Here is a 19,145-nt window from a genome sequence, read left to right on the forward strand (position 1 = left end):
GGTGATGTCCCAAGCTCCGATCCTTATCGCGGGCGGTGGTATCGGCGGGTTGGCCGCCGCCATCGGCCTTGCCCAGAAAGGCCTGCCGGTTCTGGTTCTGGAAAAGGCGGCCGAGCTGGGTGAAATCGGTGCCGGTATTCAGCTGGGGCCAAACGCCTTTCACGCGTTCGATTATCTTGGGGTCGGCGATGCGGCGCGCGACATGGCCGTATACATCGACAACCTGCGCCTGATGGATGCGATCAGCGGCGATGAGATTACCCGCATCCCGCTGGATGACGCATTCCGTGCGCGGATGGGCAACCCCTATGCGGTTGTGCATCGCGGCGATCTGCATGGCGTGTTCCTCAAGGCCTGTCGGGATCACCCGTTGGTGGATCTGCGGACCAACAGTGGGGTCGAGTCCTATGACCAGGATGGCAGCAGCGTCACTGCGATCCTGTCAGATGGAACTCGTGTGACGGGCCGGGCGCTGATCGGGGCAGATGGGCTTTGGTCCAATGTGCGCAAGCAGATGCTGAACGACGGTGCGCCGCGCGTGTCGGGGCATACTACCTATCGCTCGGTGATCCCGACCGAGGATATGCCCGAGGACCTGCGCTGGAACGCGGCGACCCTGTGGGCGGGACCAAAATGCCATATTGTGCATTACCCGCTGAAGGGCTGGAAAATGTTCAATCTGGTTGTGACCTATCACAACGACGCGCCCGAACCAGTGGCCGGAAAACCGGTGAGCCATGATGAGGTGCGCAAGGGGTTCGAACACGTCAGCCCGGTTGCCAAGCAGATCATCGACAAGGGCAAGGACTGGAAACTGTGGGTCCTGTGCGACCGCGATCCGGTTCTGAACTGGACGGACGGGCGTGTGGCCCTGCTGGGCGATGCGGCGCATCCGATGCTTCAGTATTTCGCGCAGGGCGCCTGCATGGCGATGGAGGATGCCGTGTGCCTGTCATCCCTGATGGCCGAGGCGGGTGAGGATATCGACTCCACGCTGACGACCTATCAGGACAATCGCCGCCTGCGGACCGCGCGGGTCCAGTTGCAATCGCGCGAAATCGGCCAGCACGTGTATCATCCGGCTGGCGCCCATGCGGAACTGCGCAACGCAGTGATGAGCGCGCGGTCGCCCGAGGACTGGTACAGCCAGATCGATTGGCTGTATGGCAGCACGGGTCTGGAAGGAGCGGTTTCCGCCGAGACGCGGGTACGCACAAAATAGTTACAAACTATAACCATCTTGCAGAATCAATGGATCGCGTGTCACGTGTCGCGTTAGCAACACGTCGAAATGAGGTTGCAATATAAACCACATGTGGCAATATAATGCCAAATTGGTATAATGGGAGGATAATATGACCAATCGGAGAACGCTTCTGGGCTTTGTTGGGGGGGTGGCCATGGCCGCGCTGGCCACAGGGTTCACTGCGACATCGGCAATGGCGCAGGAAGTTACGCTGAAGCTGCATCAATTCCTGCCGGCACAGGCCAACGTGCCTAAGCTGGTTCTGGATGTCTGGGCCGACAACGTAGAAAAAGATTCTGGCGGACGCATCAAGGTTGAGCGTTACCCGTCGATGCAACTGGGCGGCAAGCCGCCAGAGCTGATGGACCAGGCCATTGACGGCGTTGCCGACGTTGTCTGGACCGTGGTCGGGTACACACCGGGCCGTTTCCCGAGCACCGAAGTGTTCGAACTGCCCTTCATGATGACCAATGCCCGCGCGGCCAGCCGCGCCTATTGGGAAATGTTCGAAAAGCACATGAAGGACACCGAGTTCAAGGATGTGCACATCCTGGGCACATGGGTTCACGGCCCTGGTCTGATCCATACGAACAAGCCGGTTTCCACACCCGAAGACATGCAGGGCCTGAAAATCCGCGGCGGTTCGCGCTCGGTCAACTCGCTGCTGACCAAGCTGGGTGCAACGCCGGTTGGCATGCCGGTCCCGGCCGTGTCGGAAGGCCTGTCCAAAGGTGTGATCGACGGTACCACCATCCCGTGGGAAGTGACAGCCGCGCTGAAGGTTCCGGAACTGGTCAAGAACCACACCGAATTCACCGGTAACGCGCTTTATGTTCTGACCTTCGTTCTGGCGATGAACAAGGACAAGTACGAAAGCCTGCCCGACGACCTGAAAAAGGTCATCGACGACAACTCGGGCCTGGAATTCTCGGTCTTTGCCGGTGGTACACAGGAAGATTCCGACGGTCCCGCGCGTCAGAAGGCTGTTGATCTGGGTAACAACATCATCACGCTGGATGCCGAGCAGACAGCCGTCTGGAAGGCCGCATCGCAGCCGATCTATGACGAATGGGTTGCTGACATGAACGCCAAGGGTATCGATGGTCAGGCTCTGATCGACGAAGCCCGGATGCTGATTGAAAAATACAGCAAATAAACCGATAAAAACCTGAACGGGCCGCAACGGAACCAACGTTGCGGCCCTTGTTTTATCGAGACGGGCGGGGACCAGAATGAAAAACTTTATGATGGGACTGTCGCGTTTCATGGCGGTCCTGGGCGGAATTGTCCTGACAGCGTTGATCGTCTTGACCTGCATCTCGATCGCGGGTCGCCTTTTGAACGGGCTGTTCCACGGCGCATTCATGCAAAGCGTCGCGCCCGGATTTGCCGATTGGGCAATCGGCATCGGCATCGGGCCCGTCACGGGTGATTTCGAACTGGTCGAAGCCGGGGTCGCCTTTGCCATCTTCGCCTTTATCCCGCTGTGCCAGATCACGGCAGGTCATGCGTCGGTCGATATTTTTGCAAACATGATGCCGCGCGGTGTGAACAGGTTTCTGCGCATGGTGATTGAAATCGTGTTTGCCGCCGTTCTGATCCTGATTGCATGGCGCCTGTTCGATGGCATGCAAAGCAAGATGCGGTACGGCGAAACCAGTTTTCTTTTGCAATTCCAGATATGGTGGGCCTATGCGGCCAGCCTGTTTGGCGCGGTCATCTCGGCGGTGGTCGGTGTCTATGTCGCGGCCGTGCGGGTCTATGAATTCCTGACCGGCCGCATCATCATTTGGGACGGGGTGGAGCAGGGCCAATGAGCGCGCTTGAAATTGGTATTGCGTCATTCCCGGCGCTGATGGTTCTTATCTTTCTGCGGGTCCCGATCGGACTGGCCATGTTCCTTGTCGGTCTCGTGGGGCTGGTTATTGTCACCGACGGCACTAACGTCGCGTTTTCGCGGCTCAAGAATGAAACCTACACGACGTTTTCCAGCTATTCGCTGACCATCGTTCCGATGTTCCTGCTGATGGGGCATTTCGCAACGCTTGGCGGGATGAGCACGGCGCTGTTCAAGGCCGCCGAGGGGTTCCTGGGGCACCGCAAGGGCGGTGTCGCGATGGCCGCTATCGGGGCCTGTGCCGGGTTCGGTGCCATTTGCGGCAGTTCACTTGCAACAGCCGCCACCATGGGCCGCGTGGCCCTGCCCGAGCTGAAGCGCTATGGCTATGAAGGTGGGTTCTCGACCGCGACACTTGCGGCAGGTGGCACATTGGGCATCCTGATCCCACCCTCGGTGGTTCTGGTGATCTATGCCATCCTGACCGAACAGAACATTGCCAAGCTGTTTCTGGCGGCCTTCATTCCCGGTGTTCTGGCTGCGCTGGGCTATGTCATCGCGATTTCGGTCTATGTGCGCCTTTATCCCGAATCCGCCGGGACGCGTCCTCCGGTGCCGATGTCCGAACGGTTTGCAGCCCTTGTGCGGGTCTGGCCGGTTCTTCTGGTCTTTGGTCTTGTCGTCGGTGGTATCTATCGCGGCTGGTTCACACCGACCGAAGGGGCGGCTGTCGGGGCGGCGGGTACCGGGCTGATTGCGTTTCTGAACCGCGGGTTGAATTGGTCCACGCTGATGGAAAGCTTCATGGTCACGGCGCGCTCGACCGCGATGATCTTTTTCATTGTTCTGGGGGCCGGGTTCTATAACGGGTTCCTGGCGCTGACGCAGGTGCCGCAGGAATTGTCGAACTTTGTGGTCAGCCAGGGCTTCAGCCCGTTGATGGTTCTCTCGCTCATTCTGGTGTTCTACCTGATCTTCGGTTGCCTGATGGACAGCCTGTCGATGATCCTGCTGACGATACCGATCTTTTTCCCGGTGATCAGCGTGCTGGATTTCGGGATGAGCCCCGAACAGGTGGCGATCTGGTTCGGCATCCTGGTCCTGATCGTGGTCGAGGTCGGATTGATCACGCCACCGGTGGGGATGAACCTGTTCATCATCAACGCGATGGATCGCACGACCCCGATGATCGAGACCTACAAGGCCGTGATGTTCTTTGTGGGCACCGATATTTTGCGGGTCATCCTGCTTGTGGCCTTTCCGGCGATCACGTTGTTCCTGATCCCTGGGTGATCGCGCAATCGCGCGGTCATCTTCGGGCTGTGCCTGTCTGGTGTCTGTCTCGGCGGACATCAGGGCCGATTTGCATCGACCTGATTGACCGCCCCGACGGCAGTGCGAGGGACAGGCCCATCCGGCAAAATATTGCGCGGTCGGGCTCCTTGATTTGGAATCGTCCCGAATTGGCTTTCTGATCGCCGGAAATCGAATGAGCAATATGTTGCATAAAAATGCAAAAGATGCATTATACCGCCAAGGCGAGTCATATTGCCACGTGCGGCGTTGTTTTCCGTGCGTCGGGACTTGATGATGTGACGGCGCCGGGTAGGGAGGAATTATCAATGGCAGAGTCGGGAAACGCGGCTGTCTATTTCGTGGATCGCCACGTTCAGGAGGGACGGGGCGATCATGTGGCCTTTCGCGAAGCGGCGGGCGGCAAGCGCGCCATGTCCTACGGCGAACTGGCGACAGAATCGGGCCGGGTGGCCGATGCGCTGGGCCGGGCCGGGATCAACCGCGAAGAGCGTGCCGCGATGCTGGTTCTGGATCAGCTGGAATTCCCGCCGATCTTCTGGGGGTGTCTCAAAGCAGGGGTCGTGCCGATCCCGCTGAACACCTTGCTGGCCGCACCTGTATACGAGGTCATTCTGAACGACAGCCGTGCGACCTGCCTGTTTGTGTCGGCTGAACTGTGGGACACGATCGAGCCGGCGGTGCACTCCGCGCGCCATCTGCGCCAGATCGTGGTGATTGGCGGCGAGGGGCCCGACGGCACACGCACATTCGACGATTTCATGGCCGACAGCACCCCGATTGAGGCGATCGAAACCTCACCCGACGAAACAGCGTTCTGGCTCTATTCCTCGGGTTCGACCGGGCAGCCCAAGGGCGTGCGCCATGTGCATGCCAGCCTGAAGGCGACCTCGGACACCTATGGTGCGCAGGTTTTGCAGATCGAACCGTCGGATGTGGTCTACTCTGCGGCCAAGCTGTTCTTTGCCTATGGGTTGGGCAATGGCATGACCTTTCCGATGTCGGTCGGGGCAACGGCGGTCCTGTTTAACGGCCGTCCGACACCGGATGTGGCTGTGGATATCATTGGAAACGAACAGCCCAGCATTTTCTGCGGTGTGCCAACGCTTTACGCGGCAACAGTGGCACATCTGGAAAAGGTGGGCAAACCGGACGCATCCCTGCGCAGATGTATTTCCGCAGGTGAGGCGTTGCCTGAAGAGATTGGCCGCAAATGGCGTGAGATCTGGGACGTGGACATTCTGGACGGAGTCGGGTCGACCGAAATGCTGCATATTTTCCTGTCCAATACGCCGGGTGACGTCGTGTATGGCACGTCCGGTACCGCCGTGCCCGGATATCAGGTGCGGCTGGTCGATGAGGACGGCAATGATGTCGGACCCGGTGGGATTGGCGAGTTGCTGGTCCGGGGCGCGTCCGCCGCGGACGGGTATTGGAACCAGCGCGACAAGAGCCGCACGACGTTTGAGGGGGAGTGGACCCGAACAGGCGACAAATACGAAAAGACCGAAGACGGGCGGTTCGTCTATTGCGGGCGCACCGATGACATGTTCAAGGTCTCGGGTATCTGGGTGTCACCCTTCGAGGTGGAACAGGCCCTGATCAGCCATCCCGCCGTTCTTGAGGCGGCCGTGGTGGCCGTCCGGGATGAGGAAGGTCTGGAAAAGCCAAAGGCTTATATCGTCCTGAAAGATCAGAACATGGGCGACCTGTCCGCCGATCTCAAGGATTTCGTCAAGGACCGGGTCGGCAAATGGAAATACCCCCGCTGGATCGAATTCGTGCCGGACCTGCCGAAAACGGCTACCGGCAAGATCCAGCGGTTCAAATTGCGGAGTGAGTCCTAATGGCACATCTTGAATGGTCGGAAACCCCCAGCACACCTTTGATGGTGGACGGGGCGAGGTTGGAATATGTCTGCTACGGGCCTGCGCCCGATCAGGCCCCGACAATCGTGATGCTGCACGAAGGTTTGGGCTGTACCGCATTGTGGCGCGATTTCCCCAATCGCGTGGCCGAGGCGACGGGAATGGGCGTGTTTGTCTATTCGCGTCTCGGCTATGGTCAGTCCGACCCGGCGGATTTGCCCAAACCGCTGGACTTCATGACCCGCGAGGCGATGGATGTCCTGCCGAAAATTCTGGATCAGATGGGGTTCCGGCACGGTATCCTTCTCGGGCACAGCGACGGCGCGACGATTTCCGCGATCTATGCCGGCAGCGTTCTTGATCACCGCGTGCGCGGCCTGATCCTGATGGCGCCGCATTTCTTCACCGAACCGGGCGGGTTGGCTGCGATTGCCGAGGCGCGCGAGGCATATGAAAACGGTGATCTGAAAGACCGGATGGCAAAGTATCACCGGAACCCCGACAATGCCTTTCGCGGCTGGAACGGCGTCTGGCTGGACCCCGCGTTCGAGAATTGGAACGTGTCGGACGTGATCGATTATCTGCGTATTCCGGTTCTGGCGATCCAGGGGCGGGACGACCAATACGGAACGCTGGCGCAGGTGGACGAAATCGAAACACGCTCCTATGCGCCGGTCGATATGTTGGTTCTGGACGACTGCAAGCACGCCCCGCACCTTGAGCAGCCGGAGCAGGTTCTTGAGGCGATCGCCGAATTTACCGCCCGTCTTGAGCGGATCGAGGCCGCCAAGGTTGAAATCGCCTGATGACTTCAGCTTTCCGGCGCATGCCTATGTGCCGGGACTGACCGCGCGCCATCCCGAGGGGGCCTTTGCCGCGCTGCATGACAGTGTTGAGCCCGGTATGGATGTCGCGGCGCTGGCACGGACACGTGCGTGGCGCGCCGGATGCGCCCTGCTGCAAAACGGGTATTTCTGGGAGGCGCACGAAGCCCTTGAACCAGTCTGGATGCAGGCGCCGCCGAATTCGGTAGAGCGCCAGTTTGTGCAAGGGGTCATTCAGACGGCCAATGCCGCGTTGAAATCCAAGATGGGGCGGCCGCGCGCCGTTCTGCGCCTGTGTGACATGGCCGAGCAGCACCTGGACTCCTGCGGGGCGGTCGATCAGGTGATGGGGCTGGCCTTGTGCGATGTTCGGGATATGCTGGAAAATCTGCGCAGGTTTGCGAATCTCGACGGGCCAGAAACAGGTGAATAGGCATTATAATGCAAAACGTGTACCGCCTGTTTGCGCCTATTTATTCTAAAACACTGATTTATAACCATTAAAAATTGGCATTATTATGCACACCGGGGTTTACCTGTGCGACCTCAGGCATTAAAGTGCAATTCGAATACATCCTTTCTGGAGTCATCACATGTCCAAGGTCATCGATTTTCAAACGGACCCTTCGAAATACCGTCACTGGCGCGTAGAATATGACGGCGAGGTCGCCAACCTGTTCATGGACGTTGATGAGACGGCCGGATTGTTTGACGGCTACGAGTTGAAGTTGAACTCCTACGATCTGGGGGTCGATATCGAACTGGCCGACGTCATTCAGCGGATGCGGTTCGAGCACCCCGAGGTCAAGGTCGTTGTCATGCAGTCAGGTAAGGACAAGGTGTTCTGCGCCGGGGCCAACATCCGGATGCTGGGCGGGGCAAGCCACGCGCACAAGGTGAACTTCTGTAAGTTCACCAATGAAACCCGCAACACGTTCGAGGCGGCCGAGGAAGACTCGGGCCAGAAATACATTTGCGCGGTCAAAGGGGCCTGCGCAGGTGGCGGGTATGAACTCGCCCTAGCATGCAATTATATCATGCTGACCAACGACAGCACGTCGTCGGTCGCCCTGCCCGAGGTTCCGCTGCTGGCGGTTCTGCCTGGCACGGGCGGTCTGACCCGCGTCACCGACAAGCGCAAGGTGCGCCGCGACCGGGCCGACGTGTTCTGTTCGATCGAAGAGGGCGTCAAAGGCCAGCGCGCCAAGGACTGGCGCCTCGTTGACGAGGTTGTTCCGAATTCCAGATTTGACGAAGTTGTCGTTGAACGTGCCCGCGAATTCGCGGCCGCGTCGCCCAAGGCATCGGGCCTGACGGGCATCGAGCTGAAGCCGCTGGATCGCAAATTCTCGGATGACGGGTCGGTCACCTATTCGCTGGTCGAGGTCGCACTGGATCGCGAGGCCGGCAAGGCGACCATCACGCTGAAAGGCCCCGATGGCGACGCCCCGGCCAGCATGGACGAGATGCAGGCGCAAGGGTCGGATGCCTATATGCTACGCCTTGCGCGTGAGTTGGACGATGCCATCCTGCATTTGCGCCTGAACGAGCGTAAACTGGGCCTCGTCGTGTTTTCAACCCAAGGCGATCCGGAACTGGTGCAGGCACACGAAGACCTGTTGCTGAAAAATGCCGATCACTGGCTGGCCAACGAGGTTCTGAAATACTGGAAACGCGTTCTCAAGCGGGTCGATATGACCTCGCGCAGCCTTGTGGCGCTGGTTGAACACGGGTCCTGCTATACCGGTTTCCTGGCCGAGTTGCTGTGGGCCGTTGACCGGTCTTATATGATGCTGGATGAATTCGATGGCGACAACCGCCCGATGGCAACGATCACCCTGTCCGAGTCGAACTTTGGCAACTACCAGATGGGCAATGATCTGACCCGTCTGCAGACCCGTTTCCTGGGCGAGCCCGAACAGGTCGATGTGCTGAAGTCCAAAATTGGCGAATCGCTTGAGGCGGATGCTGCAGACGAACTGGGTCTGGTGACCTACATTCTGGATGACATCGATTGGGAAGACGAAGTGCGAATCTTCATGGAAGAGCGCGCCAGCTTCTCGCCCGATGCGATGACCGGCATGGAGGCGAACCTGCGGTTTGCCGGACCGGAAACGATGGAGACCCGGATTTTCGGGCGTCTGACCGCTTGGCAGAACTGGATTTTTCAGCGCCCCAATGCGGTTGGCGAAAACGGTGCGCTGCAGCGCTATGGCAGCGGCCACCGCGGTGAATACAATATGGAACGTGTGTAACCCCACACATAAGGGAGACCTCAAATGCTCGATCTGATCAACGTCAGTTATGACACGCAAATCCCCAATAACGTGGGGCTGTCCGAAGACAAGAAAGTTCTGAAAGCGCTGGAAAAATGGCACCCCGGTTACATCAACTGGTGGAACGACCTGATCCCGCAGAACTTTCAGGAAAGCATGGTTTACCTGCGCACCGCCGTATCGGTTGACCCCAAGGGCTGGGCAAAGTTCGATTATGTGAAGATGCCGGAATACCGCTGGGGCGTCTTGTTGGCGCCGCAGGTCGAGGACCGGATCATTCCCTGTGGCGAACATATGGGCGAACCCGCCTGGCAGGAAGTGCCCGGTGAATACCGCAACCTGCTGAAGCGCCTGATCGTCATTCAGGGCGATACCGAGCCGGGATCGGTTGAACAGCAGCGTTTCCTGGGCCTGACCGCGCCGTCGCTTTACGACATGCGCAACCTGTTCCAGGTCAACGTAGAAGAGGGCCGTCACCTGTGGGCGATGGTCTACCTGCTGCAAAAATATTTCGGCCGCGATGGCCGGGAAGAGGCGAACGATCTGCTGATCCGCTCTTCGGGTTCGGAAGAGGCACCGCGGATGCTGGGCGCGTTCAACGAAGAAACGCCCGATTGGCTGTCCTTCTTCATGTTCACCTATTTCACCGACCGCGATGGCAAGATGCAGCTGGAATCGCTGGCGCAATCGGGTTTTGATCCGCTGTCGCGCACCTGCCGGTTCATGCTGACCGAAGAAGCGCATCACATGTTCGTCGGTGAAACCGGCGTGGGCCGGACGATCCAGGCCACGGTTGAGGCGATGAACAAGGCGGGGATTTCGGACCCGTTTGATACGAACAAGATCCGCGACCTGGGTGTGATCGACCTGCAGACCATCCAGAAAAAGCTGAACCTGCACTATACGCTGTCGCTCGACCTGTTCGGACAGGAGGTTTCGACCAACGCGGCCAACGCGTTCAATGCGGGCATCAAGGGCCGCTATATGGAGACCCGCATCAAGGACGACCACAAGCTGCAAAACGACACCTATAAGGTGCTCGACATCGAGAACGGCGTGCTGATCGAGCGCGACGTGCCGGCGCTGACGGCGATCAACATGCGCCTGCGCGATGATTATGTCCGCGATGCAGCGGGCGGTGTCGGCCGCTGGAACAAGATAATCGAAAAAGCCGGGATCGAGTTCGAACTGAAGCTGCCGCACCAGGCGTTCAACCGTAAGATCGGTGTGTTCTCGGGCAAGAATTTCGACCCTGACGGCAACCTCGTGTTGGGTGATGAGTATGACCGCGGCCTGCCGACCTGGCTGCCGACCCATGCGGACGGCGATTTCATCCAGTCACTGATGAAACCCTGTTTCGAGCCCGGCAAATACGCCAGCTGGATCGCGGCGCCGAAAGTCGGCATCGACAACAAGCCCGGCGATTTCGAATACGTCAAACTCCACATGGCATAACGGACTGCCAAAACCCTAAACAATGACATGGGGGGGGCTCATTGGCCCCTTTTCGCAAACAATTATCCATCCGGCGGCGTCAAGTTTTGCGTGAATCGGTTTGGGTGTGGTATCGTGGTCTGGGACACATTCATGTCTCGCGACTCATTTTATCGAATTGTTTGTACCCAAGTCATTTGTACCGGAGCTTAAACCATGAACATCAATCGCACCCATCCCGACGTTAGCAACACCAACGGACTTGCCATGCAACTTTCGGATCTGCACGGTCCTTGCGTTGGATGCAAAGGATGCAACGGGCTGTGTACGGCCCTGATTGATGCCTTGCTGGTTCCGGACCTGGTATTGTCCAGAAAACGCGAGACTCAATGAACAAACCGCTGAAACAGCACCTTATCGATCCTGAAATCTGCATCCGCTGCTACACTTGCGAAATGACCTGTCCGCTGGAGGCCATCGAGCATGACGACAACAATGTCGTCGTGGACGCTTCCAAGTGTAATTTCTGCATGGATTGCATTCCTGTTTGTCCCACCGGGTCCATCGATGAATGGCGCGTCGTGAACGAGCCGTATTCGCTGGACGCACAATACGAGTGGATGGAACTGCCCGAGCAGGAAGAACTGGAAAGCGCCGCAGGCGGGGATGACACCAGCCTGGAGGCGTTGGACGATGCCATGGCCGCCCTTCTGGCCGAGGCGCATAAAGGCGCCGGTGGCAAGGCCAAGGCCCCGGCCTCTGCGTCCAGGCCGACGATCAACATGTACAACCTTGGCAAACCTGCCGAGGCCACCGTTCAGGGCAATTATCGCCTGACGGACGAAGCCAGCGACAGCGACGTACGCCACATCATTCTGGACCTTGGCGGGCTTCCGTTCCCGGTTCTCGAAGGGCAGAGCGTCGGGATCATTCCGCCCGGAACCGATGACGAGGGCAAACCGCACCTGCCGCGGCTCTATTCCGTGTCCAGCCCCCGCGATGGCGAGCGGCCCAATTTCAACAACCTGTCGCTGACCGTGAAACGTGAGGATCAGGGCCTGTGTTCGAATTATGTCTGCGACCTCAAGTCCGGGGACAAGGTGAAACTGACCGGCCCGTTCGGCGCGACCTTCCTGTTGCCGTCCGATCCGAATGCACATCTGCTGATGATCTGTACCGGCACCGGCTCGGCCCCGTTCCGCGGCTTCACCATGCGCCGCCAGCGCGAAAACGCGTCTGCCAAGGAAAGCATGACATTAGTCTTTGGTGCGCGCCGCCCGGGTGAGTTGCCCTATTTCGGACCGCTGAAGAAGGTGCCGGAACATTTCCTCAAAAAGGTGTTCGCCTTTTCCCGCGAGGAAAACGCGCCCAAGCAATATGTGCAGGACAAGTTGCGCGAAGAATCCGCCCAGGTGGCGGAACTGCTGAAAGATCCGGCCGGGTACATCTATATCTGCGGGCTGAAAGCGATGGAAAAGGGTGTCGAAGAGGCGCTTTCCGATATCGCGCGCAGCGCCGGGTTGAACTGGACCGACGTGCGCGATGCCATGCGCGAGGACGGCCGCTACCACGTGGAAACCTATTGAATGAACCGGCCTGTGCCGTTCGAACATGAAATCCGCGTGACCTGGGGGGATTGCGACCCGGCGCGAATTGCCTATACCGGGCGGCTGCCGGAATTTGCATTGCAGGCGATCAATGCCTGGTGGGAACATCACCTGGATGGCGACGGCTGGTATCAGATGGAACTCGATCGCGGGTTCGGCACGCCGTTTGTTCACCTGTCACTGGATTTCCGGTCACCCGTGACCCCGCGCCACCGACTGATGTGCGAAGTCGCGCCCGTACGGCTGGGCGAAAAATCGATCGAATTCAGAGTGCTGGGCCGACAGGACGGCATTTTGTGTTTCGAGGGGCGGTTCGTTTGCGTGTTCGTGGTTGCTGGCACTGTCAACAGCCAGCCCGCACCGCCCGACATTCGTGAAATTGTCGAGCCTTTGTTGCAATCCTGATACGGAACCGGGCGGCGTCGCCGTGAAAGCGTTTGATCGCGCCGGGCTGTCGTTCTAGGTTGTGCAATATATTACACAATGGCGCAGGCATGACCGAAATCACCAATTTCCGCGGAGAGACACGAGCGGACCCGGCCAACGGGTCGCCCGACGCATCGGTCGCCGCCCTGATCGCGCGCGTGGGCGAACGTGTCCGCAAGGCGCGTGAGATGAAGGGCATACCGCGTCGCGTGCTGTCTGAAATTTCGGGCGTGTCGCCGCGCTACCTGGCCCAGCTTGAGGCGGGCGAGGGCAATATTTCGATCGGGTTGCTGCAGCGGGTCGCGATTGCCCTTGATCATCGTATCGAGTGGTTGTTGGGCGAAGTTGATCCATGGTCCTCCGACGCCCGTCGCGTCAGCGATCTGTTTCGCGCGGCCAGCCCCGATGTGCAGCAGGCCGTACTGCGCACCCTCAGTCCCGAGACACTGGAATCCAAGCGCGCGCATCGCATCTGCCTCGTCGGCCTGCGCGGGGCGGGTAAATCAACCTTGGGCACACTGGCGGGCAAGGCGCTTGGGATTCCGTTCGTCGAACTGAACCGCGAGATCGAAGAACACAGTGGCATGCCGGTGGACGAGGTTCTGGCCCTGTATGGCCAGGAAGGCTATCGCCAGCTTGAGGCCGAAGCGATCAACCGGGTCATCTGTACCTATGACACGATGATTCTGGCTGTCGCCGGGGGCATTGTTGGCGAACCGGACACCTACAACACCCTGCTCAACCATTTTCATACCATCTGGATCAAGACGACCCCGGATGAACACATGGCCCGTGTGCGCGCGCAGGGGGATGAACGCCCGATGGCGGGCAACCCCGAAGCGATGGAGCAGTTGAAGTCGATCTTGACGACACGCGAATCCCTCTATGCGCGCGCGATGGCGCAGTTGAACACGTCCGGAAAGTCGGTGGACGCGTCCCTGAAGCAATTGCTTGAACTGATTGACAGCCGGGGGTTTCTGGTCTGAGCCTGGCACGCGCAAGAGCGGTCATTCTGGGCACAGGGCCCGGCGCGCTGGACTGCGCGGTCGCCCTGGTTCAGGCGGGTTTGCGCATCACGCTGATCGAGGATGATGCCCACGCGGCCGAACGCGCGGGGTTTTTCCTGTCGCGCGCAGCGGCGCAGCGGCTGTTGCCCAGCATCAGCACCGATCTGACGGATGTCGCCGGGGCGGATGCCGTGATCGAGGCGTTGGACGCGCCGCCCGAACAGCGCATGACCCGGATGGCCCAGGTGCTGGACCAGGTTGCGCCGGGAACCGCCCTGCTGACCCTGACGGGATGCGGGGTGGCGGCTGAACAGGGCAGCACCGCACTGCAACAGCGGTTGGTTCATTTGCATCTGTTCGCACCCGTGCACCTGCGGTCACTGGTTGAAATTGCCCCCTGTTCGCTTGCTGCGGAAGAAGCGCTGCCAGCGGCGTTCGATCTGGTTACCTTGATGGGCAAAACGCCGGTCCGTGCCCCGTTGGATCGCCCCTCGATCGGCGTGCGTCTTGAGCGGCGGATGATCCGAACCTGCGAAGACTTGCTGATGCAGGGCGCCATTCCACACGAGGTGGACGAGGCAATGGTCGCCTTCGGGTTCGATCTGGGCCCGTTCCAGGCGCAGGATCTGATCGGGCTGGACCGGGCCTATGCCGACCGCAAGGCCAGTGGCGCACCGGTCAGCCTGATCTTTGACCGCATGGTGGAAGAGGGGCGTCTGGGCCAGAAGGTCGGCGTTGGATTCTACAGGTACCCCGGCGGAGGCGGCGCGGTGATCGATCCGCTGGTCGAGGATCTGATCCGCGAAGAGGCCCGGTTTGCAGGGGTCGAACCGCGTGAATTTACCGCAGATGAGGTTCAGACCCGGCTGATCCTGGCAATGGCGCAGGAAGTGGCCGACATGCTGGCCGATGGCACCGCGGCCAAGGTTGCCGATATCAACACCGTGGCGCGCCTGGGGTTCGGGTTCCCTGCCGACATGGGCGGGCCGGCGGACTGGGCCGATGCGCACCGTCCCGGGTGGCGCGGCTAGACCGGGTCACGCATCCAGTCGGCGGCGAAATCTACCTGCGATACGCTCGCCAGTCGGGCGATGCGGGTCAGTTCCGATTCAAGCCGTGAAATGCGCGCAGGGGACCAGCGTACCCCGCGTTCGGGCCAAAGGGCGGTCACAGCCAGACGATCCTGATCGCGGTGCGCCTTCATGTCGATGCGCCCGACCAGCCGGTCGCCTTCAAGCAGCGGAAAGACGTAATAGCCGAACTTGCGCTTTGCGGCGGGCACGAAAACCTCGATCCGGTAATGAAAGCCAAACAGGCGCTCGGCCCGTGCCCGGTCGCGCAAGGCGGGGTCAAAGGGGCTGAGAACGCGCATCCGCCCCGTCGGCGGGGCCAGGGTGGCCGCCTCCTCGGCAATATCGGGACGTCCAAAAACCGATCGGGTGGCACCGCCGACACAGTCTATTTCGACCGGGATGATCCGCCCCCGCGCCACCTGATCGGCGCACCACGTCTTGGCCTCGGCCGGGGTGACGGTGTCCCAGAACGCGGCCAGTTCGCCAGAGGTTGCAAACCCAAGCCGATCCAGCGCCGCATTGCACAGCCAGTCAACACTATATTCGGGATCAGGGCGCGCCTGGTCGTGCAACAGGGCCTTGTCGATCACGCGCTCGGTCAGATCATAGCGTTTCTGGAAACCGTCGCGCCCGGTGACCGTCAACGCGCCGCTGCGCCACAGATATTCCAGCGCGGTTTTCGATGGGTGCCAATCCCACCAGCCGCCGCTGGTTTTCTTTTCATCCGTTCCCAGGTCCGAGGAACAAACCGGCCCGTGGTCGCGGATATGCTGCAAAACCGTTTCAAACCGTTGCTCAAACCCATCGCGACGCCAGTTGCGCCACCGGGATTTCAACGTGTCAGCGTCGCGTTGGAACCGCAGATGCCAGTGGGGGTAGAAATCCATCGGGATGACGGCGGCGTCATGGGTCCAGTGTTCAAACAGCGCCCGGTCGGTTTCATACAGCCGCTTGAGATGTTTGGAGCGATAGGCCGGGCGGCGCGCAAACAGGATCAGGTCATGGGCGCGCGCAACCGTGTTGATGCTATCCAGCTGAACGAACCCCAGCTGCTGGATCAACTGGGCAAGATCAGTCCCTTTCGCGGGTCCGCTGGGCGTTTCGGCCAAGGCATGCCGGTCCAGAAACAGGCGCCGTGCGCTGCGGTTGTCTAGCCGGGTGACCGCCATGGCATCAGCGCCGTTTCAGCGTGTCGCCATAGGCAATGGTCGGCACCAAGGTGACTTGTGTTTCGGTTTCTTCCGGCGGTTCGGCGAGACGCGCAACGATGATCTCGGCCGCCTTGCGCCCGATTTCCAGACGGCAGGCGTCCATCGTGGCCAGCTGGCGGGGAAGACCCTGCAACAACTCAACCCCGTTAAACCCGGCAAGACCGATTTGCCCGGGCACATCAATGCCCTGTTCCAGCAGGTAAAGCAGGCCACCGGCCCCGATCATGTCGTTCGAGTAATAGAGGAAATCCAGATCGGGCGAGCGTTCCAGCATGGCCTGTGTCATTTCGCGGCCCTTGGCCAACGCCGACCCGCCGGAATAAAAATCGCGATCTTCGATTTCAACACCGTTTTTGGCCAGCACCTCGGTAAAGCCTTCGAACCGTTTGCGCGCGCGATGGTCGAGCGGCATTTTCGTGCCCATGAAGCCGATGTGGCGATACCCGGCTTTCAGGATCGCACTGGCCATTTCGCGCCCCGCGCGGCGGTGGGAAATCCCCACCATCGCGTCGATCGGTTTGCCATCCGTGTCCATAATTTCCACCACCGGGATTCCGGCCGCTTCAAGCATGGCGCGCGACGCCTCGGAGTGTTCCAGCCCCGCAATGATCACACCCGACGGGCGCCAGGACAGCATTTCATACAGTACCCGTTCCTCTTTCTCGGGCAGGTAATCCGTGACGCCAACGACGGGCTGCAATTCGGTGTCTTCCAGCACCTGATTGATGCCGGTCAGAACCTCGGGAAACACCATGTTGGACAGGGACGGGATGATCACCGCCACAAGGTTCACCCGGCTCGACGCCAGCGCCCCTGCGATCTTGTTGGGGACATAGCCCAGTTCCTTGGCCGCCGCGAGAACCTTGGCGCGGGTCGCGTCTGACACGTCGCCGCGGTTGCGCAGCACACGGCTGACAGTCATTTCTGAGACACCCGACGCTTCGGACACATCGCGAAGGGTGAGCGGTCGTTTGGATTCTGACGACAAATGCGGAACTTTCTGAATTGGGTTGTCCGGACGTTACCGCAAACACAGGAACCTTATCAACTGCGCAGCTAAGGCGATGACATCGCCGGTTTTTGCGGGTATGAGCGGTCTCGGACGGCCCCGTGGCTCAACTGGATAGAGCAGCCCCCTCCTAAGGGGCAGGTTGCAGGTTCGAATCCTGCCGGGGTCGCCATTCAATCAGGCTTATTCGGCCGCCGGTTTCAGGCTGGCCATCAGGTGGTGGAATTTTTCACCCTGTACGGCGACGTGCTGACGCAATGCGCTGGCGGCGGTGTTGGCGTTGGCGTCGGTCAGGGCCTGAACGATCGCCTCGTGTTCGGCCATGGATTGGTTCAGACGTCCGCGCAGGCGCAGTTGCTGGCGGCGGAACGGTTTCAGGCGGCGGTGCAGGCGCAGGGCCTCTTGTTCCAGAAACCGGTTGCCCGACTGGTTATAGATGATGCGGTGGAACCGTTCGTTTTCGCGGTAATAGGAATCATGATCTCCGGCTTCGACCGCTTGCTGGCATTTGCGGTTGGCGTCGCGCAATTCACCCAGCGCGGCATCGGTGATGCGGATCGCGGCAAGGCGTCCGCAGGCGGCTTCAAGTTCGGCCATGACCTCGAACATCTCCATCAGTTCGACCGGGCCGGGCTGGCGCACGAACACGCCGCGGCGCGGGATCTGTTCGACGAGGCCGGAGAGGGCAAGCCGTTGAAATGCCTCGCGGACAGGGGTGCGCGAGACGCCGAAATGATCGGCCAGTCTGATTTCATCCAACCGGTCGCCATCGCAATAGGTGCCGCTGAAGATCAGCTCCTCCAGTTCCTCGGCAATCCCATCTGCACGTCGTTTCTCCATATTTCGCTGGTACCATTCAGATCGAAAAATTCAAAGATGAAATTCTTGTATACAAAAAAGTTGACAGAAAAAACATGATACCCATAGTGGGGCAATGACCCGCAAATTCGGGCATTCCAAACGGGAGGATTCCATGAACACCAAGCTGAAAGCCGCAGTTGCGGCTGTCGCGTTGTTTGCTGCGGCGGGAACCGCGCAGGCCACCGAACTGCGTTTGTCGCATCAGTGGTCGAACAAGGACGTGCGCCATAAGGTCGCCGAAATTGTCGCCAACGAAGTCGCCGCCGCCGATGTCGATCTGGAAATCAAGATCTTCGGCTCAAAGTCGCTGTTCAAGCCGCGCGAGCAGTATAAACCGCTCAGCCGGGGACAGCTGGACATGACGGTTCTGCCGCTCAGCTATGCGGGCGGTCAGCAACCGGCCTATAACCTGACGCTGATGCCCGGTCTGGTGAAAAACCACGATCACGCCGCACGTCTGAGCAATTCGCCCTTCATGGAGGCGCTTGAGGCCAAGATGGCCGAAGATGACGTCATGGTTCTGGTCCACGGTTATCTGGCTGGTGGTTTTGCCGGCAAGGACAAGTGCATCACAAAGCCCGAGGATGTGGCCGGTTTGCAGACCCGCGCAGCAGGCAAGGCATTTGAACAGATGCTTGCCGGGGCCGGGGCATCGATTGCGTCGATGGCGTCGTCCGAAATCTATAACGCGATGCAGACCGGCGTTCTGAACGCGGCGAACACATCGTCGTCGTCCTTCGTGTCCTATCGCATCTATGAGCAGGTGAAATGCTACACTCCCGCGGGCGATGTGGCGTTGTGGTTCATGTATCAGCCGCTTTTGATGAACAAGTCGACCTTTGAAGGTCTGACCGAAGCACAGCAACAGGCCCTGCTGGCCGGTGCGGCCAAGGCCGAAGCCTATTACCTGGAAGAGGCCAAGAAACAGGATGCAGCCTCGGTCGAGGTGTTCAAGCAGGCCGGTGTCGAGATTGCCGAGATGACCCAGGAAGATTTCAACGCCTGGCGCGCGATTGCGCAGGACACATCCTATAAGGCCTTTGTCGAAGAAGTGCCCGATGGTCAGCAATTGCTGGATATGGCGCTGGCGGTCGAGTGATCGTTTCAGGGGCGGCGCAAGGCGCGCTGCCCCGACCCAAATACAAATACTCA

General features: G+C 59.8%; 17 protein-coding genes and 1 tRNA gene. 15 read left to right on the plus strand and 3 right to left on the minus strand.

Annotated elements, in window-relative coordinates; genetic code table 11:
- Nucleotides 1–4: 4 nt before the first annotated feature.
- The 13 genes from ACXYMO_RS06910 (at nt 5) to ACXYMO_RS06970 (ending at nt 14,870) form a co-directional block, all read left to right on the plus strand.
- Nucleotides 5–1,222 carry a 3-hydroxybenzoate 6-monooxygenase gene (locus tag ACXYMO_RS06910; RefSeq protein WP_458877959.1) on the plus strand — a complete coding sequence of 406 codons (1,218 nt, stop codon included), beginning with the start codon at nt 5–7 and terminating at the stop codon, nt 1,220–1,222.
- A gap of 133 nt (nt 1,223–1,355) precedes the next feature.
- Nucleotides 1,356–2,402 carry a TRAP transporter substrate-binding protein gene (locus ACXYMO_RS06915; protein WP_458877960.1) on the plus strand — a complete coding sequence of 349 codons (1,047 nt, stop codon included), beginning with the start codon at nt 1,356–1,358 and terminating at the stop codon, nt 2,400–2,402.
- 76 nt (nt 2,403–2,478) lie between these two features.
- On the plus strand, nt 2,479–3,063 hold the full coding sequence (locus tag ACXYMO_RS06920) for a TRAP transporter small permease (RefSeq protein WP_458877961.1): 585 nt from the start codon (nt 2,479–2,481) through the stop codon (nt 3,061–3,063).
- Nucleotides 3,060–4,376, plus strand: coding sequence for a TRAP transporter large permease (locus ACXYMO_RS06925; RefSeq protein ID WP_458877962.1), 1,317 nt, complete (start codon nt 3,060–3,062; stop codon nt 4,374–4,376). The genes ACXYMO_RS06920 and ACXYMO_RS06925 overlap by 4 nt, the downstream gene beginning before the upstream one ends.
- Nucleotides 4,377–4,705: 329 nt before the next feature.
- The gene (locus ACXYMO_RS06930; protein ID WP_458877963.1) at nt 4,706–6,244 is read left to right on the plus strand and encodes a benzoate-CoA ligase family protein; all 1,539 of its coding nucleotides are present in this window, start codon (nt 4,706–4,708) and stop codon (nt 6,242–6,244) included.
- A complete protein-coding gene (locus ACXYMO_RS06935; RefSeq protein ID WP_458877964.1) occupies nt 6,244–7,071 on the plus strand; it encodes an alpha/beta fold hydrolase in 828 nt (275 codons plus the stop codon). The genes ACXYMO_RS06930 and ACXYMO_RS06935 overlap by 1 nt, the downstream gene beginning before the upstream one ends.
- Nucleotides 7,058–7,522: a DUF309 domain-containing protein gene (locus ACXYMO_RS06940; protein ID WP_458877965.1), complete on the plus strand. Its 465-nt coding sequence runs from the start codon at nt 7,058–7,060 to the stop codon at nt 7,520–7,522. Before ACXYMO_RS06935 ends, ACXYMO_RS06940 begins: the two co-directional genes overlap by 14 nt.
- 160 nt (nt 7,523–7,682) lie before the next feature.
- The gene (boxC, locus tag ACXYMO_RS06945) at nt 7,683–9,344 is read left to right on the plus strand and encodes a 2,3-epoxybenzoyl-CoA dihydrolase (RefSeq protein ID WP_458877966.1); all 1,662 of its coding nucleotides are present in this window, start codon (nt 7,683–7,685) and stop codon (nt 9,342–9,344) included.
- Between the two features lie 24 nt (nt 9,345–9,368).
- Nucleotides 9,369–10,820 (plus strand): benzoyl-CoA 2,3-epoxidase subunit BoxB, encoded by a 1,452-nt coding sequence (gene boxB / locus ACXYMO_RS06950; protein ID WP_458877967.1) that lies wholly within the window; start codon nt 9,369–9,371, stop codon nt 10,818–10,820.
- Nucleotides 10,821–11,188: 368 nt separating this feature from the next.
- Nucleotides 11,189–12,385: a benzoyl-CoA 2,3-epoxidase subunit BoxA gene (gene boxA / locus ACXYMO_RS06955; RefSeq protein ID WP_458877968.1), complete on the plus strand. Its 1,197-nt coding sequence runs from the start codon at nt 11,189–11,191 to the stop codon at nt 12,383–12,385.
- The gene (locus ACXYMO_RS06960) at nt 12,386–12,811 is read left to right on the plus strand and encodes an acyl-CoA thioesterase (RefSeq protein ID WP_458877969.1); all 426 of its coding nucleotides are present in this window, start codon (nt 12,386–12,388) and stop codon (nt 12,809–12,811) included.
- An 89-nt stretch (nt 12,812–12,900) separates the two neighbouring features.
- The gene (locus ACXYMO_RS06965) at nt 12,901–13,818 is read left to right on the plus strand and encodes a helix-turn-helix transcriptional regulator (RefSeq protein WP_458877970.1); all 918 of its coding nucleotides are present in this window, start codon (nt 12,901–12,903) and stop codon (nt 13,816–13,818) included.
- Between the two features lie 80 nt (nt 13,819–13,898).
- On the plus strand, nt 13,899–14,870 hold the full coding sequence (locus ACXYMO_RS06970) for a 3-hydroxyacyl-CoA dehydrogenase family protein (protein WP_458877971.1): 972 nt from the start codon (nt 13,899–13,901) through the stop codon (nt 14,868–14,870).
- Here the strand turns inward: ACXYMO_RS06970 and ACXYMO_RS06975 are convergent.
- Nucleotides 14,867–16,081, minus strand: a complete 1,215-nt coding sequence (locus ACXYMO_RS06975; protein WP_458877972.1) for a winged helix-turn-helix domain-containing protein — start codon at nt 16,079–16,081, stop codon at nt 14,867–14,869. The genes ACXYMO_RS06970 and ACXYMO_RS06975 overlap by 4 nt on opposite strands.
- A gap of 4 nt (nt 16,082–16,085) precedes the next feature.
- Nucleotides 16,086–17,111 (minus strand): LacI family DNA-binding transcriptional regulator, encoded by a 1,026-nt coding sequence (locus ACXYMO_RS06980; protein ID WP_458877973.1) that lies wholly within the window; start codon nt 17,109–17,111, stop codon nt 16,086–16,088.
- 116 nt (nt 17,112–17,227) lie between these two features.
- Here ACXYMO_RS06980 and ACXYMO_RS06985 point away from each other — a divergent pair.
- A tRNA-Arg gene (locus ACXYMO_RS06985) sits at nt 17,228–17,304 on the plus strand.
- Between the two features lie 11 nt (nt 17,305–17,315).
- Here the strand turns inward: ACXYMO_RS06985 and ACXYMO_RS06990 are convergent.
- The gene (locus ACXYMO_RS06990; protein WP_458877974.1) at nt 17,316–17,972 is read right to left on the minus strand and encodes a GntR family transcriptional regulator; all 657 of its coding nucleotides are present in this window, start codon (nt 17,970–17,972) and stop codon (nt 17,316–17,318) included.
- 133 nt (nt 17,973–18,105) lie between these two features.
- Between ACXYMO_RS06990 and dctP the strand changes: the two genes are divergently transcribed.
- Nucleotides 18,106–19,092 carry a TRAP transporter substrate-binding protein DctP gene (dctP, locus tag ACXYMO_RS06995; RefSeq protein ID WP_458879055.1) on the plus strand — a complete coding sequence of 329 codons (987 nt, stop codon included), beginning with the start codon at nt 18,106–18,108 and terminating at the stop codon, nt 19,090–19,092.
- Nucleotides 19,093–19,145 lie beyond the last annotated feature (53 nt).

It is taken from the genome of Arenibacterium sp. CAU 1754, assembly GCF_054482635.1.

Excerpts from the sequence above, each read along its gene's own strand:
- ACXYMO_RS06910 (WP_458877959.1), top strand. The coding sequence starts at position 5 with ATGTCCCAAGCTCCGATCCTTATCGCGGGCGGTGGTATCGGCGGGTTG.
- ACXYMO_RS06915 (WP_458877960.1), top strand. The coding sequence starts at position 1,356 with ATGACCAATCGGAGAACGCTTCTGGGCTTTGTTGGGGGGGTGGCCATG.
- ACXYMO_RS06920 (WP_458877961.1), top strand. The coding sequence starts at position 2,479 with ATGAAAAACTTTATGATGGGACTGTCGCGTTTCATGGCGGTCCTGGGC.
- ACXYMO_RS06925 (WP_458877962.1), top strand. The coding sequence starts at position 3,060 with ATGAGCGCGCTTGAAATTGGTATTGCGTCATTCCCGGCGCTGATGGTT.
- ACXYMO_RS06930 (WP_458877963.1), top strand. The coding sequence starts at position 4,706 with ATGGCAGAGTCGGGAAACGCGGCTGTCTATTTCGTGGATCGCCACGTT.
- ACXYMO_RS06935 (WP_458877964.1), top strand. The coding sequence starts at position 6,244 with ATGGCACATCTTGAATGGTCGGAAACCCCCAGCACACCTTTGATGGTG.
- boxC (WP_458877966.1), top strand. The coding sequence starts at position 7,683 with ATGTCCAAGGTCATCGATTTTCAAACGGACCCTTCGAAATACCGTCAC.
- boxB (WP_458877967.1), top strand. The coding sequence starts at position 9,369 with ATGCTCGATCTGATCAACGTCAGTTATGACACGCAAATCCCCAATAAC.
- boxA (WP_458877968.1), top strand. The coding sequence starts at position 11,189 with ATGAACAAACCGCTGAAACAGCACCTTATCGATCCTGAAATCTGCATC.
- ACXYMO_RS06960 (WP_458877969.1), top strand. The coding sequence starts at position 12,386 with ATGAACCGGCCTGTGCCGTTCGAACATGAAATCCGCGTGACCTGGGGG.
- ACXYMO_RS06965 (WP_458877970.1), top strand. The coding sequence starts at position 12,901 with ATGACCGAAATCACCAATTTCCGCGGAGAGACACGAGCGGACCCGGCC.
- ACXYMO_RS06975 (WP_458877972.1), bottom strand. The coding sequence starts at position 16,081 with ATGGCGGTCACCCGGCTAGACAACCGCAGCGCACGGCGCCTGTTTCTG.
- ACXYMO_RS06990 (WP_458877974.1), bottom strand. The coding sequence starts at position 17,972 with ATGGAGAAACGACGTGCAGATGGGATTGCCGAGGAACTGGAGGAGCTG.
- dctP (WP_458879055.1), top strand. The coding sequence starts at position 18,106 with ATGAACACCAAGCTGAAAGCCGCAGTTGCGGCTGTCGCGTTGTTTGCT.